14 protein-coding genes and 1 tRNA gene are annotated in these 18,149 nt (G+C 52.5%); 5 read left to right on the forward strand and 10 right to left on the reverse strand.

The genetic code is table 11. The features are described from left to right. Window positions 1-20: 20 nt before the first annotated feature. From ebgC to ebgR, 3 genes are all read right to left on the reverse strand, one after another. Window positions 21-470 carry a beta-galactosidase subunit beta gene (gene ebgC / locus AABJ99_RS03540; protein WP_001219950.1) on the reverse strand — a complete coding sequence of 150 codons (450 nt, stop codon included), beginning with the start codon at window positions 468-470 and terminating at the stop codon, window positions 21-23. After that, window positions 467-3,559 carry a beta-galactosidase subunit alpha gene (gene ebgA / locus AABJ99_RS03545; protein ID WP_039021364.1) on the reverse strand — a complete coding sequence of 1,031 codons (3,093 nt, stop codon included), beginning with the start codon at window positions 3,557-3,559 and terminating at the stop codon, window positions 467-469. The genes ebgC and ebgA overlap by 4 nt, the downstream gene beginning before the upstream one ends. A 183-nt stretch (window positions 3,560-3,742) precedes the next feature. After that, the gene (gene ebgR / locus AABJ99_RS03550; RefSeq protein ID WP_000212475.1) at window positions 3,743-4,726 is read right to left on the reverse strand and encodes a transcriptional regulator EbgR; all 984 of its coding nucleotides are present in this window, start codon (window positions 4,724-4,726) and stop codon (window positions 3,743-3,745) included. A 218-nt stretch (window positions 4,727-4,944) separates the two neighbouring features. Here ebgR and ygjH point away from each other — a divergent pair, with 218 nt between their 5' ends. Further along, window positions 4,945-5,277 (forward strand): tRNA-binding protein, encoded by a 333-nt coding sequence (ygjH, locus tag AABJ99_RS03555; protein WP_039021365.1) that lies wholly within the window; start codon window positions 4,945-4,947, stop codon window positions 5,275-5,277. Window positions 5,278-5,318: 41 nt separating this feature from the next. Here the strand turns inward: ygjH and ygjG are convergent, their stop codons facing one another. Then, complete coding sequence (gene ygjG / locus AABJ99_RS03560; RefSeq protein ID WP_039021416.1) at window positions 5,319-6,698, reverse strand: putrescine aminotransferase; 1,380 nt, start codon at window positions 6,696-6,698, stop codon at window positions 5,319-5,321. Window positions 6,699-7,115: 417 nt separating this feature from the next. On the opposite strand from ygjG, the gene aer reads away from it, so the two are divergent. Next, window positions 7,116-8,636 (forward strand): aerotaxis sensor receptor Aer, encoded by a 1,521-nt coding sequence (gene aer / locus AABJ99_RS03565; RefSeq protein ID WP_338387494.1) that lies wholly within the window; start codon window positions 7,116-7,118, stop codon window positions 8,634-8,636. A gap of 106 nt (window positions 8,637-8,742) precedes the next feature. Here the strand turns inward: aer and nfeR are convergent, their stop codons facing one another. Continuing rightward, a complete protein-coding gene (nfeR, locus tag AABJ99_RS03570; protein ID WP_000018005.1) occupies window positions 8,743-9,366 on the reverse strand; it encodes a DNA-binding transcriptional regulator NfeR in 624 nt (207 codons plus the stop codon). A gap of 287 nt (window positions 9,367-9,653) precedes the next feature. Here nfeR and nfeF point away from each other — a divergent pair, with 287 nt between their 5' ends. Continuing rightward, complete coding sequence (nfeF, locus tag AABJ99_RS03575) at window positions 9,654-10,418, forward strand: NADPH-dependent ferric chelate reductase NfeF (RefSeq protein ID WP_332218502.1); 765 nt, start codon at window positions 9,654-9,656, stop codon at window positions 10,416-10,418. 53 nt (window positions 10,419-10,471) lie between these two features. Here the strand turns inward: nfeF and AABJ99_RS03580 are convergent. After that, window positions 10,472-10,547 (reverse strand) — tRNA-Ile (locus tag AABJ99_RS03580). 124 nt (window positions 10,548-10,671) lie between these two features. Here AABJ99_RS03580 and mug point away from each other — a divergent pair. Further along, window positions 10,672-11,178 (forward strand): G/U mismatch-specific DNA glycosylase, encoded by a 507-nt coding sequence (gene mug / locus AABJ99_RS03585; RefSeq protein WP_000228932.1) that lies wholly within the window; start codon window positions 10,672-10,674, stop codon window positions 11,176-11,178. A gap of 78 nt (window positions 11,179-11,256) precedes the next feature. Here the strand turns inward: mug and rpoD are convergent, their stop codons facing one another. The 3 genes from rpoD to rpsU all read right to left on the reverse strand — a co-directional run bounded on the left by rpoD (window position 11,257) and on the right by rpsU (window position 15,364). Beyond that, a complete protein-coding gene (rpoD, locus tag AABJ99_RS03590) occupies window positions 11,257-13,098 on the reverse strand; it encodes an RNA polymerase sigma factor RpoD (RefSeq protein ID WP_000437371.1) in 1,842 nt (613 codons plus the stop codon). Window positions 13,099-13,292: 194 nt separating this feature from the next. Then, window positions 13,293-15,038, reverse strand: coding sequence for a DNA primase (dnaG, locus tag AABJ99_RS03595; RefSeq protein ID WP_000918834.1), 1,746 nt, complete (start codon window positions 15,036-15,038; stop codon window positions 13,293-13,295). A 110-nt stretch (window positions 15,039-15,148) separates the two neighbouring features. Next, window positions 15,149-15,364 carry a 30S ribosomal protein S21 gene (gene rpsU / locus AABJ99_RS03600; protein WP_001144069.1) on the reverse strand — a complete coding sequence of 72 codons (216 nt, stop codon included), beginning with the start codon at window positions 15,362-15,364 and terminating at the stop codon, window positions 15,149-15,151. Window positions 15,365-15,601: 237 nt separating this feature from the next. On the opposite strand from rpsU, the gene tsaD reads away from it, so the two are divergent. Then, a complete protein-coding gene (tsaD, locus tag AABJ99_RS03605) occupies window positions 15,602-16,615 on the forward strand; it encodes a tRNA (adenosine(37)-N6)-threonylcarbamoyltransferase complex transferase subunit TsaD (RefSeq protein WP_001264356.1) in 1,014 nt (337 codons plus the stop codon). 42 nt (window positions 16,616-16,657) lie between these two features. Here tsaD and ttdT read toward each other — a convergent pair whose 3' ends face one another. After that, the gene (gene ttdT / locus AABJ99_RS03610; RefSeq protein WP_000804924.1) at window positions 16,658-18,121 is read right to left on the reverse strand and encodes an L-tartrate/succinate antiporter; all 1,464 of its coding nucleotides are present in this window, start codon (window positions 18,119-18,121) and stop codon (window positions 16,658-16,660) included. Between the last annotated feature and the right edge of the window lie 28 nt (window positions 18,122-18,149).

Genomic DNA, 18,149 nt, shown 5'->3' on the forward strand with positions numbered 1-18,149 from the left:
TCCTTATGCCGCCGTAATTGTTATTTGTTATGGAAATAACCATCTTCGATGGTGACTTTGAGAACCACTTTTTTGACCGCGTTATTACAGATAAATCGATACGCTTCATGGATATCACAAATAACGATTTGCCCTTCGTGGACCTCAACGGCTTCTCCGCAGCCTTTTAGATATTCACGGTCAGTTTCATCACGATAATATTCCACTACCTGTAATGTCTCTTTCGGCGCATATTCAATTTTTTGTTGTCCTTGCAGGTAGTAATGTACTTCAAAATAGCGTCGATGCCCGGTAAATAGCGCATCGGTCGCGGAGTCTGTCTCCACGCGGTAAGTCAATGAGTCACCGATGGAGTGGGCGACGCCAGGCTGAATGTTGTCGATATTTTCAATCGCTTCAACGCAGCGTTGCCACTTTTTACCAGAGGCGTAAATCTGGCGGAACTGTTCTAAGTTATCGATGATCCTCATTGCTTATTCTCGCTGTGCAAATTCGTGGAAAAGAACCCTGCGCCGAACTCATACGACGCCAGGCTTTGCGCGGTAGCTTCCCCGCCAGAAACTGGCAGCAACGTAAAGCCGTAGCTGAAGTCACGGAACCTGACGCGCCAGGTGTCCAGCACTTCGCTGCCCCAGGAGTTAGAGCCGAGGCCAAGCAGTTGGTGGTCAAGATTCAGGGTGATGTCATCACTGCGCTGCAGTTCGTTACAGTGCTGGGCAGCGTGGATGTTTTCCTGGGTGTAGTGCCAGGCGCTGAAGTTAATGGGGCGCTGCGGAACCACCAGCAGACCGTTGCCGTGGCGATTAGTGAGTGCCGTCCAGCGGACATGCTGACGGTTGCCGTTGTTCTGCGGGAAGGGATAGTTCTCGAACATGGCATCGACGGTACTGCGCCAGATATCAATGATGTTAGCCTGCTGGCTGTCGGCGTAGTTTTCGCCCGGTCCACGTCCGTAATATGCTACCTGGTCGTATTCGCCGTTAATCCCCATGGTGAAACCGATGCACGGAATGATGTGCGGATAGTCGCCGTAACGTTCGCCGGAAAGCGCCACATTAACCTGACCATCGGCAGCGATGCGCCAGATGTAGGTACAGCGCATCCCGAAGTCAAACACCGGTGGGGCAATAACCGTGCGGCTGATGATCAACACTTCATCATCACTTTGCTCAACGGCAAAGTCGCGCAGATGTTCCTGCATAATCTGCAAATGGTTCGGTTGCCACAGTCCTTCGTACTCCTGCTTGTGGTTGTCGATCATTGGCTTGAAGAAGTTGATCTTTGGCTCGCGGGTCAGCAGCGACTCGCCATTCACCTGCCAGGATGTCGGTTTGCCACTCATTTTTGAGAAGGTGATCGCGAAGTTGTAGCCGCGAATGGTGCAGCCCAAGCGATCGTCTTCCAGCGTCAGCGGACGCGCATTATTTGGTGCGAAAGGCACTGGCTGCGCGGTGTTTTCCTTCAGCGGGAACTGATAAGTGGCGATAGAATGCCCGGCTTCGCTGTAGCGGGTGCGGGAATCTTTGGTCACCGTAATGTTGAGGAACGCTTCGCGGGCGTCCAGCTGTGGCAGCGTGATCTGCAAGGGGGCTTCGCTGTTCGGCGCAACGTCGTGCAGTTTAATCTGCTGCGTCGCGAGCGTTTCACCTTCGGCGCGCACCTCTGCGTGCAGGGTGTAGTCATCAAGCGTGGTAAACCACAGTTTATTTTCGACTTTCAGCTCGCCGCGAGTCAGATCCAGCGCGTGGATTTTTACCGGCGCGATAACCTGTTTGTACTCTTTCAGTCCCGGCCCCGGCGTCTGATCGGAATAGATCAAACCATCAAGACAGAAGTTATAGTTGTTGGGATAGTCGCCGTAGTCACCGCCGAATTTATACCAGACATTGCCGTTGTCATCCTGCGCCTGGATCCCGTGGTCGCACCATTCCCAAACATAATGTCCCTGAATGCAATCGTGCTTATAGAATACGTTTTGGTACTCCGTCAGCCCGCCCGGACCGTTCCCCATCGCATGGGCGTATTCACAGATGATGCGCGGCTTCGGATGCGGATATTCACCAAACTCATTCATCAGCGGCACGCGGGTGTACATGGTGGAAATAATATCGACCACTTCAGCATCGCGATCTTCTTCGTAGTGCACCAGTCGCGTGTTATCCAGCGCTTTCGCTGCGTGGTACATCGCGCGGATGTTACAGCCATAGCCGGATTCGTTGCCCAGCGACCAGATGATGATCGACGGATGGTTTTTCTGCGCGTGGATATGGCGAACAATGCGCTCGACGTAGACTTTTTCCCACTGCGGATCGTCGGTAATACGGCTGATATCGCCGACATTAGCAAAGCCGTGCGATTCGACGTCGGTTTCCGCCATCACAAACAGGCCGTAGATATCACACAGTTCGTAAAAACGCGGATCGTTGGGGTAGTGAGCGGTACGCACAGAGTTGATGTTGTGCTGTTTCATCAACTGGAGATCTTTCTCGACGCGATCCATTCCAACGGCGCGGCCTTTGCGATGATCGTTGTCGTGACGGTTGACGCCGTGCAGCATCACATAACGGTTATTGATCCAGAACAGACCGTCGCGCACTTTGATATCACGGAAGCCAACGCGTTGTGGCACCACTTCCAGAACGTTGCCGTCGGCGTCTTTCAGCGTCATGACCAGATGGTAAAGATAAGGGGATTCTGCTGACCATTGCTGGGGCTGTTCGACAGTAAAAGCAAAGCTGGCGCTGGTCAGTTTTTCAATTGCCAAATGATCAATGGTGCTGCTGTGCACCACGCGTTCGCCATCAAACAGGGTATATTCCAGCGTCGTTACGACAGGGGAGGCGGCGAGATTTTCCAGCACTACTTCACAGGAAAGCGTGGCATCGCAATAGGCTTCGTCAAAGTCAGTGCGCACGGTGAAATCGTTAATATGCGTGAGTTGTTTTCCGACCAGATAAACATCGCGGAAAATCCCTGCCGACCACCACATATCCTGGTCCTCCACGTAGGTGGAGTCCGCCCACTGCATCACGCGCACACACAACAGGTTGTCGCCGGTTTTTACCATTGCGCTGATGTCAAACTCTGCGGTCAGGCGGCTGCCTTTGCTGAAACCAACATATTGACCGTTAACGTAGACTTCAAAATAGGTTTCGACGCCGTCAAATTTAATCAGCGTCTGTTTGCCCTGCCAGCCGTCACTGAGGGTGAAAATACGTTGATAGGCACCGGTTGGGTTATCGCTGGGAACAAACGGCACATCGATAGGGAACGGAAAACCTTCGTCGGTATATTGCAGTTTGCCGTGGCCTTCCATTTGCCACATGGCGGGGACGGTAATATGCCCCCAGTCAGCCATTAACTCAGAGGTGAAGGCTTCTGGCACTTGCAGCGGATGGTCAAAAAAGTGGAAATTCCACTGACCACTTAAGGGCAGAAACAGGCTGCTGGTTTCGCGGGCAAAGGTACGCGCTTGCGCAACAGAATCATATGAAAAAAAGTACGCACGCGGCGCAAGTCGGTTTTCGTGGGTGAGCTGAATGTTTTCCCAGCGATTCATAGGGCCTCCCGGTAGAGAGAAATCGGAACCATTCATGGTGATGGTAGTTTGTGTAATTGCTGGGGAGTTTAGTAAAATTTTTACTAAAATATAGCGAGTAAATGCATTTACTTTAACTGGATCACGAAAATAAACGGCAGCGCTGTCCGGCAAAAACGATTGCCGGACAGTGTGTAAGGGGATTTAACGGGTCGTGCCGCGCAGTTTTAATTTGCTGGGAACGAAGACTAACAGCGGCAGCGCGCGACCATCCCGGGCTTTTTCATACACCAGGTTAACGCCCTGGCTTCCCATCATCTCGGAGTGGATGCGCACGGTGGAGAGCGGCGGAAAGGTAAATCGCGCGGTGGGGATGTCGTTAACGCTGATAAGTGAAATATCCTGCGGGATGTTCAGACCACGTTCATGAATTGCCCGCAGTACGCCAATAGCAATAGAATCGGAAGCAACAAAAAGCGCCTTCGGGTAGTCTTCCCGAGCCAGCATCTGTTTTGCCAGTTCATAGCCCGACGAACTGGAAAAACCGCCGCGCCAGATATCCTCTTCGCGTACCACTTGTTTCAGTCGGCCATATTCCGCAAAGGCGACCTCACGAATATCCGCCTTGCCAGGCTCATCTTCACCGCCAATAAAACCAATACGATTAACGCCCTGGTTGATATAGAAGTCGATGATTTCTTTACTGATACGTGCCAGATCGATATCCACCGCATCGTAACCGCTGCCGGGTTCGTGAAAGTCGATAAAACAGATATTGTCGGTCAACGCGCTGGCAGCGGCGCGCAGGGCGGGCGTGGGTTTGCCGACAATTAAAATACCGGTGACGTTTTTAATGTCTGGTAAGCCGCTGTGTTCATAACAGTTGGTGAGCTCGATGCCCAGCTTTTCGCACTGGGTTTCAATGCCGTGGCGGATCGCCAGATAGTAAGGATCGTTGATCTCCAGCTCCTGCTGGTAGCTGTAGATAGCCAGAATATGGTGTTGGTTGACTGCACCTGTCTGGAGTTTACGGGCACTACTGGTCTTGTACTCCAGCTTTTCGGCGATCTCGAGAATGCGATGTTTCGTCTCTTCTTTCACATTCAATGTCGGATCGTCATTTAAGACCCTGGATACTGTCGCCAGGGATACGCCAGCTTCGATTGCGATGTCTTTTAGTGTTGCCATGTTTACCTTTTTTACTTTCCCTGATGTGCGCCCCCATTGTAGAGGAAGTGCTTATAGGGTCACCTGTTTTCAGTAAATAAAGCGCGTTTCTTTGACGCTGTAACGGTAACACAGCGGCTCACGAATGTGATCACGCCTGCATTCTCCATTTTTAGCCTACAGGATTGAGAAAAACTTTTGCTATAGTTTAGTAAAATTTTACTCAAGGGGAGGAAGCAATGGAAATCGTGGCTTACACTGATTTTGCACGTCTGGAAATGCGCGTCGGAAAGATTGTGGAAGTGAAACGCCATGAAAACGCCGACAAGCTGTACATCGTACAGGTTGATGTGGGGGAAAAAACGCTGCAAACCGTGACCAGCCTGGTGCCGTACTACAGCGAAGAAGAGCTGATGGGGAAAACGGTGGTGGTCTTATGCAATCTGCAAAAAGCGAAAATGCGCGGTGAAACGTCGGAATGCATGCTGTTGTGTGCGGAAACCGATGATGGCAGCGAAAGTGTGCTGTTAACGCCGGAGCGGATGATGCCTGCGGGCGTACGTATCGTATAAAACAATCGGATGGCGACGTCGTATCGCCATCCGATTTGATATTACGCTTCTTCCACACTTACTCGCATGGCCGCCAGTGCCTTACGCGCCGCTTTGATCACCAGTTCGCACTGTTCAATGGTCAGTGTCAGTGGCGGTTCAATGCGGATCGTTTTGGCGTTATTGAGCGTTCCGGCCACCAGTACGCGCTGGCGGAACATCTCGCTGGCAAAGTTATAGCCGATTTCGTTATCAACAAACTCAATCGCCATCAACATCCCTTTACCACGCGCTTCCTGTACCAGATCGGGATATTCCCGCGCCAGTTGACGGAAACCGTCCAGCAACATATCGCCTTTTTGCTCAGCCTGAGCCGGTAAGTTCTGCTCCAGCAACACATTGATGGTCGCCAGCGCCGCCGCACAGGCCAGCGGGTTGCCGCCAAAGGTGGTGGTATGCAGGAACGGGTTGTCGAACAGAACTGAGAACACCTCTTCAGTGGCGATGGTTGCGCCAATCGGCATCACGCCGCCGCCGAGGGCTTTTGCCAGACACAGAATGTCCGGCTGAACGTTCTCATGCTCGCAGGCGAACATCTTGCCCGTGCGCCCCATGCCCGTTTGTACTTCATCGAGGATCATCAGTGCGCCGAACTCATCGCACAGCTTACGCACGGTGGTGAGATAGCCCGGCGGCGGCAGAATTACGCCACCTTCGCCCTGAATCGGCTCAAGGATCACTGCAGCAACATCATCACCGGTTTTTTTACACTCGCTAAGGGTCGTGCGCATGGCTTCGATATTGCCAAACGGTACGTGACGGAACCCTGGCAGCAGTGGCATAAACGGTTTGCGGAAGGTCGATTTCGCCGTGGCCGACAGCGCGCCAAGCGATTTACCGTGGAACGCGCCGCTGGTGGCAATAAAAGTAAACTTGCCACGCGGTGACTGATAAGCCTTCGCCAGTTTCAGCGCCGCTTCAACGGACTCGGTGCCGCTATTACAGAAGAAGCTGTATTTCAGCTTACCGGGCGTTAGCGCAGCAAGGGTTTTCGCCAGCATCGCTCGTAACGGATCGAGCAGCTCCTGGCTATGTAACGGTTGTTTCGCAAGTTGATTCTGTACGGCGGAAACCACAACTGGATTACGGTGCCCCACGTTGAAAATTCCAAAACCTCCAAGGCAGTCGATAAACTCCTGTCCCTGGGTGTCGACAAGCGTATTTAAACCTCCCGCTTGCCACTCTACGGCTCCGTAATCCCCGCCGGCGGTAACAGATTTGCGATACTCTAAAAACCCCGGATTGACATGCTCTTTGAAGTATTCAATGACCTCTCGGTTAAGTGCTTTCATCTCCTCATGATCCAGCGTTCGCTTCTCAATGAGATTCAGGGCGTGGGCGCTGCACGCTAAAGCCGATGCGCTCGAAGGTAACCTGTTCAAAATATGCTCCGGAGGCTCGCGTATCACATGATACCGATTTAAGTATTGCAGGGATTGCGCCACTCCGGCTGCGATCGCGAAAATCGGGATAAACACAAATGTGGTTATCATTTACGCAATATTTAATGCTATTTGTTAACATTTGCTCTTATTTTGCACGGTCTATATTGGGTATGGATGTGGTGATCGCTGCGCAAATGCACGCTTTTAGGGCAATAAATGCCTGATTTTTGGGCAAGATAATTAACGTTTTCGTATAGTAACAGAGTGAAAGTATTTTAAATCAAGGAATTAGATTTGTGCTTTAATCGCAAATTGCGATCTAAATCAAATTAATCGGTTAAAGATAACCGCAGCGGGGCCGACATAAACTCTGACAAGAAGTTAACAACCATATAACCTGCACAGGACGCGAACATGTCTTCTCATCCGTATGTCACCCAGCAAAATACCCCGCTGGCGGACGATACCACTCTGATGTCCACTACCGATCTGCAAAGCTATATCACTCATGCTAATGACACTTTTGTGCAGGTGAGCGGCTATACCTTGCAGGAGTTACAGGGGCAGCCGCACAATATGGTGCGTCATCCCGATATGCCAAAAGCGGCGTTTGCGGATATGTGGTTCACCCTGAAAAAAGGGGAGCCCTGGAGCGGCATCGTGAAAAATCGCCGCAAAAATGGCGACCATTATTGGGTGCGGGCCAATGCGGTACCGATGGTGCGCGAGGGAAAAATCAGTGGCTATATATCGATTCGTACCCGGGCGACGGATGAAGAGATTGCGGCGGTGGAGCCACTGTACAAAGCGTTGAACGCCGGACGTACCAGTAAGCGTATTCATAAAGGCCTGGTGGTGCGTAAAGGCTGGCTGGGAAAACTGCCTTCACTGCCGCTTCGCTGGCGGGCGCGTGGAGTGATGACGCTGATGTTTATCTTGCTGGCGGTCATGCTTTGGTTTGTTGCTGCCCCGGTGGTGACGTATATCCTCTGTGCGTTAGTGGTATTGTTGGCAAGCGCCTGTTTTGAATGGCAGATTGTGCGTCCGATAGAAAATGTCGCCCGTCAGGCACTGAAGGTGGCGACCGGAGAGCGTAATAGTGTTGAGCATCTGAATCGCAGCGATGAGCTGGGGCTGACATTACGCGCGGTAGGGCAGCTTGGCCTGATGTGCCGTTGGCTAATTAACGATGTCTCAAGCCAGGTTTCCAGCGTCAGAAACGGCAGTGAGACGCTAGCGAAAGGCACCGATGAACTGAACGAACATACCCAGCAGACGGTTGATAATGTTCAGCAAACGGTGGCGACCATGAACCAGATGGCGGCGTCGGTGAAACAGAACTCTGCCACGGCGTCGGCTGCCGATAAACTTTCGATCACCGCCAGTAATGCGGCCGTGCAGGGCGGGGAGGCGATGTCCACGGTGATCAAAACGATGGACGATATTGCTGACAGTACCCAGCGCATTGGCACCATTACTTCGCTGATTAACGATATTGCGTTTCAGACCAATATTCTCGCCCTGAATGCGGCGGTGGAAGCGGCGCGTGCCGGAGAACAAGGCAAAGGTTTTGCAGTGGTGGCAGGGGAAGTGCGTCATTTAGCCAGCCGCAGTGCTAATGCCGCCAACGATATTCGCAAGCTGATTGATGCCAGTGCTGATAAGGTGCAATCCGGTTCGCAGCAGGTACACGCCGCCGGACGGACGATGGAAGATATTGTGGCGCAGGTAAAAAACGTCACCCAGTTGATCGCCCAGATTAGCCATTCAACGTTGGAACAGGCCGATGGGCTTTCCAGCCTGACCCGTGCAGTGGATGAGCTTAACCTGATCACCCAGAAAAATGCCGAGCTGGTGGAAGAGAGTGCGCAGGTGTCGGCGATGGTGAAACACCGCGCCAGCCGACTGGAAGACGCGGTGACGGTGCTGCATTAATCGGTATGCCGGATATAGCCGTTTGTACACAATGCCTGATGCGATGCTGGCGCATCTTATCAGGCCTACGGGGTGTGTAGGGTACGCCGCATCCGGCAATCGGTGATTAATCCAGTTGGGTAATATCAAAAGCGGCGCGGTCGATCACCGCAATGATCTTTTTTATTTGTGCATCAGTGATATCGCTCTGGTTGACGCGTAAATCCAGCACCGCTTTAAAATTATCCAGTGCCCGCTTCATTTGCGGGTTCTGACGGAGTGCAGCACCAACGCAACGCGCTTTGATGCGTTCTTCGATCATCTCCACCTGTTCGCGGTTTTCTTCCAGCCACTGCGCGCCCTGTTCGGTCAGCGCAATCTGCTTCTTACCACCTTCCTCTTCGCGGATGGTAATTAGCGACTGCTCCTGAAGAAAATCCAGCGTCGGGTAGATGACGCCCGGGCTTGGGGTGTAATTTCCCTGGGTCAGATTTTCAATCGCTTTAATCAATTCGTAACCGTGGCTGTCATCGCGCGAGAGAATATCCAGAATCACTAGACGCAATTCGCCGTGACCAAAGAAACGTTGCCGACGACCGCCGCCGCGACCGTGGCGACCACCACAGCATTGACCGTGTTCATGCTGGTGACCGTGTCCACAGTGTTCATGTTCTGATTTCTCACCTTTGCAGCAGCCTTCATGGCGTGGCTGGCCTTCATGTTTACAACACCCTTCGTGATGATGGCTCATATCAGCCTCCTTTTGCTTAATTAGATATATCTAATTTATATCTGATGTAAGCATTAGTGCAAGTGTAAAAATGATTTTTAAACGTGGACTCATCTCACACGTAGGCCGGATAAGGCGTTCACGCCGCATCCGGCGTTGAGTAATGATGCCTGAGAAGAGGCGGTTCGTCTTATCAGACTATAGACATATCAGTTCTACAAATCGCTTGCATTTATCATGATTAACAATCATTATCATTTACGAAAATTATTTAGATATATCTGATTATCATCACGAAGGCGATAACAATGAATAATTCCCCCAGCTACCCACAGCGCGTTCGCAATGATCTGCGCTTCCGTGAACTGACTGTGTTACGCGTTGAGCGTATCAGTGCCGGTTTTCAGCGCATTGTCCTCGGCGGCGAGGCGCTGGACGGTTTTACATCGCGCGGCTTTGACGATCACAGCAAACTCTTCTTTCCTCAATCTGACGTTCACTTTGTGCCGCCAACGGTAACGGAAGAGGGCATCGTCTGGCCGGAAGGACCACGCCCACCGTCGCGTGACTATACGCCGCTGTATGACGAACTACGCCATGAACTGGCGATTGATTTCTTTATTCACGACGGCGGCGTCGCCAGCAGCTGGGCAATGCAGGCGCAACCGGGCGATAAACTCACGGTGGCAGGGCCGCGCGGTTCGCTGGTGGTGCCGGAAGATTACGCGTATCAGGTGTATGTTTGCGATGAGTCCGGAATGCCGGCACTGCGCCGCCGCCTGGAAACGTTGAGTAAACTTGCCGTTAAACCGCAAGTTACCGCGCTGGTCAGCGTACAGGATAACGCCTGTCAGGATTATCTCGCGCACCTTGATGGTTTTAATATCGAATGGTTGGCGCATGATGAGCAGGCGGTAGACGCACGCCTGGCGCAGCTGCAAATCCCTGCCGATGATTACTTCATCTGGATAACCGGCGAAGGCAAAGTCGTTAAGAATTTAAGCAGCCGCTTTGAAGCGGAACAGTATGACCCACAGCGGGTACGCGCAGCGGCTTACTGGCACGAAAAGTAACTGATATATAAAAAGAAAAAGGCTGACGATTTCTCGTCAGCCTTTGCTATGTCTGGTGGCCCCTGCTGGACTTGAACCAGCGACCAAGCGATTATGAGTCGCCTGCTCTAACCACTGAGCTAAGGGGCCATGGTAGCGGATTATAAAGTAACTCCGTGTCGCAATCCAGCCATTACCGCTCGCCTGCTGTTTTTATAAACAATGTATTTTCAATCCGTTATACTTTTCCTGGTGATGTTAGAAAGGAGTAAATATGGTTGAGGATATTTTGGCTCCAGGGTTACGGGTTGTGTTTTGCGGTATCAATCCTGGTCTTTCATCCGCCGGAACTGGTTTTCCCTTTGCTCATCCGGCAAATCGCTTCTGGAAGGTGATATATCAGGCTGGGTTTACCGACCGTCAGTTGAAGCCGCAGGAGGCACAGCATCTGCTGGATTATCGTTGTGGTGTCACCAAACTGGTAGACCGTCCAACGGTGCAAGCCAATGAAGTTTCAAAGCAGGAGCTGCACGCAGGCGGGCGTAAGCTGATTGAAAAAATTGAAGATTACCAACCACAAGCGTTGGCAATTCTGGGCAAACAGGCGTTTGAGCAAGGATTCAGCCAACGCGGTGCACAGTGGGGGAAACAAACGCTCACTATTGGTTCGACGCAGATTTGGGTACTGCCAAATCCCAGCGGTTTAAGTCGCGTTTCACTGGAGAAACTGGTTGAGGCGTATCGGGAACTGGACCAGGCGCTGGTAGTGCGTGGGCGATAAAAAACGCCACCGAAAAGGTGGCGTTTGTGCAAAGGGAAAAGTGCCGGATGTGGTGTAACGCCTGATCCGGCCTACCGATTAATCGTCCAGGAAGCTACGCAGTACTTCAGAACGGCTCGGGTGACGCAGTTTACGCAGCGCCTTCGCTTCGATCTGACGGATACGTTCACGGGTAACGTCGAACTGTTTACCCACTTCTTCCAGCGTGTGGTCGGTGTTCATATCGATACCGAAGCGCATACGCAGAACTTTCGCTTCACGCGCGGTCAGGCCAGCCAGCACGTCGTGCGTTGCCGCACGCAGGCTTTCGGTGGTCGCAGAATCCAGCGGCAGCTCGAGGGTGGTATCCTCGATGAAATCCCCCAGATGCGAATCTTCATCATCACCGATCGGCGTTTCCATGGAGATTGGCTCTTTGGCGATTTTCAGCACTTTGCGGATCTTGTCTTCCGGCATCAGCATACGTTCAGCCAGTTCTTCCGGCGTCGGCTCGCGGCCCATCTCTTGCAGCATCTGGCGAGAAATACGGTTGAGCTTGTTGATAGTCTCAATCATATGCACCGGAATACGGATGGTGCGCGCCTGATCCGCGATAGAGCGGGTGATCGCCTGACGGATCCACCAGGTTGCGTAGGTGGAGAACTTGTAACCACGGCGATATTCGAACTTATCTACCGCTTTCATCAGGCCGATGTTACCTTCCTGAATCAGGTCAAGGAACTGCAAGCCACGGTTGGTGTATTTCTTGGCGATAGAAATAACCAGACGTAAGTTCGCTTCAACCATCTCTTTCTTCGCACGGCGGGCTTTCGCTTCACCGATGGACATACGACGGTTGATATCTTTAACCTGCTCGATGGTCAGGCCTGTTTCTTCTTCAATCTGCTGCAGTTTCTGCAGGGCGCGATGCACTTCTTCAGAGACATCGTGCAGTTTTTCCGACCACGGCTTGTTCATTGCAATTGCCGCGTTGAACCAGGTATCGCTGGTTTCGTTGCCGGTAAACAGGGTAATGAAGTTTTTCTTCGGCATTTTGCACTGTTCAACGCAGAGCTTCATGATCAGACGTTCTTGCGTACGAACGCGGTCCATCATGACGCGCATGCTGTTGACCAGGTAGTCAAACTGCTTCGGTACCAGGCGGAACTGTTTGAATACTTCAGACAGTTTCAGGATCTCTTCCTGAGCGGCTGCGTGACTGCGACCTTTCGCTTTGATGGTGTCACGCGTTACAACGTACTGAGCGCGCAGTTCCGCAAATTTTTCGCGAGCCAGTTCCGGGTCGATGCTGTTGTCATCATCGGCGCTATCGTCATCGCCATCTTCTTCGTCTTCATCTTCGTCATCGTCCAGATCTTCCTGGGAAAGCTCAGAACCGACGTGAGTGGCGGTAGGTGCCAGATCTTCTTCTGCGTTCGGGTCAACAAAGCCGGTGATCAGATCGGACAGACGCGCTTCTTCTGCTTCAACACGATCGTACTGTTCCAGCAGATAGGTGATCGCTTCCGGATATTCAGCAACGGAGCATTGAACCTGGTTGATCCCGTCTTCAATACGCTTAGCGATGTCAATTTCGCCTTCGCGGGTCAACAGTTCAACGGTGCCCATTTCACGCATGTACATGCGTACCGGGTCAGTCGTGCGCCCGATTTCAGATTCCACGCTGGAAAGCACCTGCGCGGCGGCTTCGGCAGCATCTTCGTCCGCGGTGTTTTCAGCCAGCATCAGATCATCGGCATCCGGTGCTTCTTCCATCACCTGAATGCCCATGTCGTTGATCATTTGGATGATGTCTTCGATCTGATCTGAATCGACGATATCTTCCGGCAGATGGTCATTGACCTCGGCATAGGTCAGATAGCCTTGCTCCTTACCACGGGTGACAAGAAGTTTCAGCTGTGACTGCGGGTTTTGCTCCATAAGACGGTATCCACACTTATTTCATGAGGTTGGTGTTGGGCGATTGACCCGCTGTCCTTCAGCCGTTAACGCTGAAATCCAACGGTTATTTACCGCCAACGATAATTACGAGGGCGTACTTATATATTTGCCGCTGCCTCTCAGTGCGGCTGTCGGGGGCTTCCCGATCGCTCTTCGGCACTTAAGCCGTTAAATTACTTTTTCGCCAGCTCCTGGTTTAATGTCCAGAGCTCCAGGCGTTCTTCGTTGCTTAAACCATGCGTGCGCTCACGAGCGATTAACTCTTCCTGGCGCAGTTCAAGCAGCGAATCAAACATATGGTTGAGTGAGTCGGTGAAGGTTTGCTCAGCAATATTCCTATCTGCTATATCGTCCCACATCGACAGTTTTTCAAGGGTGGCAGCATTATTTGTACCACGATAGTGCTCTAAAAGTTGCCCGGTGGTCAGACCTGGCTGAGAGAGACAAGTGTTGACCAGTTCTCTGAATAAGCCAAGTCCAGGGAGCTTATTTTCATCCAGATTCTCAAGCGGCGGGACCAATGTCGCTAATTCTGGATTTTGCACCAGCAACCCTATAAGTATACGCATGGTCGTGCGTTTTAGCTGTGGAACAGGGCGAGAAACGCTGCTCTCCGCCGCTTTTGGCATTAATCGTTCAAGCTGGCTGTCATCAAGTATGCCTAATTTGTTGCCTAATTCCTGACGAAGATATATTCGCAGCGTTTCGCCCGGCACCTGCGATATCAATGGCAGTGCCAGCGTACTCAAACGTGCGCGCCCGTCAGGGGTACTCAGATCAACTTGCGGCATCAGACTGTTAAACAGAAAAGCGGAGAGCGGCATCGCCTGCTCCATCCGCGCTTCAAACGCTTCTTTACCTTCTTTGCGCACCAGCGTGTCAGGGTCTTCGCCATCAGGCAAAAACATAAAACGTAGCTGCCGTCCGTCTGTCATGTAAGGCAACGCCGTTTCCAACGCTCGCCAGGCGGCATCGCGGCCTGCACGGTCGCCGTCATAACAGCAAATGACATTGTTGGTCGCGCGGAACAACAGTTGTATGTGATCGGCGGTGGTTGACGTACCTAACGACGCAACGGCGTAATTAATACCGTACTGCGCCAGCGCCACCACGTCCATATAGCCTTCGACCACAAGCAGACGATTGGGTTCAGCGTTATCCTGCTGCGCTTCATAAAGACCGTAAAGCTGGCGGCCTTTATGGAAAATATCGGTTTCCGGCGAGTTCAGGTATTTGGGGGTATCGTTGCCCAGCACGCGCCCGCCAAAACCAATTACCCGACCGCGTTTATCGCGAATGGGGAACATCACCCGCTCGCGGAAACGATCGTAACTACGCCCCTGATCGTTGGTGACCAACATGCCCGCATCAATCAATGACTGACGATTTTCTGGATTACCGCCAAACCGTTTCAGGACGTTGTCCCAGCCGGGGGGCGCAAAACCAATCGCAAAGCGGGCGATAACCTCGTGGCTTAGTCCGCGTTTTTCCAGATACTGGCGCGCAGACGTGGCAACAGGTTGCTGTAAAGATTGTTGGTAAAACGTATTCAGACCGTCCATCAACTGATAAAGCGTTTGCCGTTGATGGCGTTCGATCTGACTGGGGCCGCTGCCTGCTTCAAATGGCACTTCAAGATTGTGCATTGCCGCCAGCTCTTCGACCGTTTCGACGAACTCGAGCTTGTCATAGTTCATCAGGAAGTCGATCGCGTTGCCGTGCGCGCCACATCCAAAGCAGTGGTAAAACTGTTTCTCACCGTTAACGGTGAATGACGGGGTTTTCTCGTTGTGGAATGGACAACACGCGTGAAAATTCTTGCCCTGCTTTTTCAGCTTTACACGGGCATCGATCAGATCGACGATGTCAGTGCGTGCCAGCAGATCATTAATGAATACGCGTGGGATTCGTCCAGCCATAGGCCCCGATTTTTAGCAATTCATAAACGAAAATAAGCCGCGCATTCCTTTCGGAAGCACGGCCTTACAACTACAACTCGGTCTGATCGGAGAGCAACGCTCTCGGGGAATTAGTACAGACGAGTGCGGCGTGCGTTTTCGCGAGCCAGTTTCTTCGCGTGACGTTTCACTGCAGAAGCTTTAGCGCGCTTACGTTCGGTAGTCGGTTTTTCATAGAACTCACGACGACGAACTTCCGCCAGAACACCTGCTTTTTCGCAGGAACGCTTGAAGCGACGCAGAGCTACGTCGAACGGCTCGTTTTCACGTACTTTAATTACCGGCATGTGCCTCTCACCTTTGATTAATTCGGTTTGCCGCTGGCATCAACGCCAGCTTATTTCAAAATGGTGCGGAATTTTACTGCAATTGCTGCTGCTTTGTAAAGCACCGCGGCCTTTTTTGAAAGGGACTTTTATAAGGGTGAGGAGTATACACGAGGCTTTCTCCAGGGGCGAACAAAGTTTTACATCAACCCGCATTGGTCCTACACTGCGCGGTAATAAAGCGAGGTAAAACAAGTCATGCGTGTACTGGGTATTGAAACTTCCTGCGATGAAACCGGCATCGCCATTTACGACGATGAAAAAGGTTTGTTAGCCAACCAATTGTATAGTCAGGTGAAATTGCACGCTGACTACGGCGGCGTCGTGCCTGAACTGGCCTCCCGCGATCACGTGCGTAAAACCGTACCGTTGATCCAGGCGGCGCTGAAAGAGTCCGGTTTAACGGCAAAAGACATTGACGCCGTGGCCTATACTGCAGGCCCTGGATTAGTCGGTGCGCTGTTGGTTGGCGCAACGGTCGGGCGTTCGCTGGCATTTGCCTGGGGCGTTCCGGCGATCCCGGTACACCATATGGAAGGGCATCTGTTAGCGCCGATGCTGGAAGATAACCCACCGGAATTTCCGTTTGTCGCGCTGCTGGTTTCCGGCGGTCATACGCAGTTAATCAGCGTGACTGGCATTGGTCAGTACGAGCTGCTCGGAGAGTCTATCGATGATGCCGCCGGGGAAGCGTTTGATAAAACCGCGAAGCTGCTGGGGCTGGATTATCCTGGCGGGCCATTACTGTCGAAAATGGCGGCTCAGGGTACTGCCGGGCGCTTTGTCTTCCCGCGTCCGATGACCGACCGTCCGGGGCTGGATTTCAGCTTTTCTGGTCTGAAAACCTTTGCGGCGAACACGATTCGTGACAACGGCACCGACGACCAGACGCGTGCTGATATCGCCCGCGCCTTTGAAGATGCGGTGGTCGATACGTTGATGATTAAGTGTAAGCGAGCGCTGGATCAGACGGGCTTTAAGCGACTGGTAATGGCAGGCGGCGTGAGTGCTAACCGCACGTTACGGGCGAAGCTGGCTGAAATGATGAAAAAACGCCGTGGCGAAGTGTTCTACGCGCGTCCGGAATTTTGTACTGATAACGGCGCGATGATCGCCTATGCCGGAATGGTGCGGTTTAAAGCAGGCGCGACGGCGGATCTCGGCGTTAGCGTGCGTCCGCGCTGGCCGCTGGCAGAGTTACCGGCCGCGTAAAACTATTAGGTGCCGGAGAGTCACTTCCGGCACCGTCCTCACTTAAAGCAACACCACGGGCATCCACAGTAAGCCGGTAATCACCAGCAACACGAGGAATATCAGCCCAAAAATCGCCCCCAGTCGCCAGTAATCCACCGTTGGCAGATAACCACTACCGTAGTAAATCGGACTGGGTCCGGTGGCGTATGGTGTAAGAATGCTCCCCAGACCAATGGCCGCGCCAACCATCAGGCAGAACACGGGAAGCGGGATTTCCGGCATTGCCAGCGCGGCGGCAATCATCATCGGCGCGAGAGCGGAGGTATACGCCGTGGCGCTGGCAAAGAAGTAGCGCAGCAGATAAAAGACCACAATCAACGCCACCATCACCATCGTTGGCGAATAACCGCTTAAGCTGCCTGCTAACAGTTTGCCAAACCAGCTAATAAAACCGGTGTTGTTGAGTCCGGTAGCGAGGGTGATAAGCGAGGCCAGCCAGAAGAAAACGTTCCACGCCGCTTTATTACTGACAATATCGTCCCAGCAGATAATGCGCAGAAGCAGCATCAGTGCCACCACGCTGTAACCGACCATCGCGGCATCGATATAATCACCGCCGAAAATCCACAGCACCAGTGCGCCTACCATCAGCCCCAGCATCCGTTTTTCACGAGAACAGAGCGGGCCCATTGCCTGCAGTTCCGTCTCTGCCCAGCGCGGCACCTGATCACCAGACTTCAGTACCGGCGGGTACAGCACGTAAGCCAGCCAGGGAACCAGCAGAACCAGTAAAATGCTGAGCGGCAACATGCCAAGAAACCAGTCGCCCCAACTCAGCGTGGCGTGAGATGCGCTTTTCATCAGGCCAATTAACAGCAAGTTTGGTGCCATCGCCGTCAGGAAAATGGCGCTGGTCACGCAGTCGGCAACAATCCCCATCCACATGATGTACGAGCCAATGCTGCGCGAACTGCTGTCGTTTGGTTGTGATTGATAGAGCGGTGGCAGGTTACGGATGATGGGATAGATAATCCCCGCACCGCGCGCCGAGTTGGACGGTGTTACAGGTGCCAGGATCAGCTCGGAGAACATCACCGCATAGCCGAGAAACAGCGTACGATGCCCCATCTTTTTCACCAGAATCAGTGCGATACGTCGCCCCAGCCCGGTTTTTTCATAGCCTGTGCCAAACATAAAGGCGGCGAAAATCAGCCAGATAACCGAATTAGAAAAACCAGAAACCGCCCAGGAGAGGGATTTGGCGGTGAACTTAAAACCTGGCTGGGCGAGCTGCTCCGGGCTAAACAGCAGCCACGGCGAGAGAATGGCGATAATGGAGATACCCACCATCGCCACCACGGCACCCGGCACGGGTTCGAGGATCAGTCCAACGATCACGCCAGTAAAAACGGCAAAGTAGAGCCAGGTATGACTCTCCAGCCCTGCGGGAACCGGAATTAGAGCAATAATGGCGATGACCGCCAGCGGCGCAAGGTATCGCCACCATTCAGTGGAAGGTTTCATCGTGTTATGCCTGCGAAAAAGGAGAGGG

Origin of the sequence: Escherichia coli, assembly GCF_036503815.1 — a bacterium.
In the GTDB taxonomy this organism is placed as follows: domain Bacteria; phylum Pseudomonadota; class Gammaproteobacteria; order Enterobacterales; family Enterobacteriaceae; genus Escherichia; species Escherichia coli_F.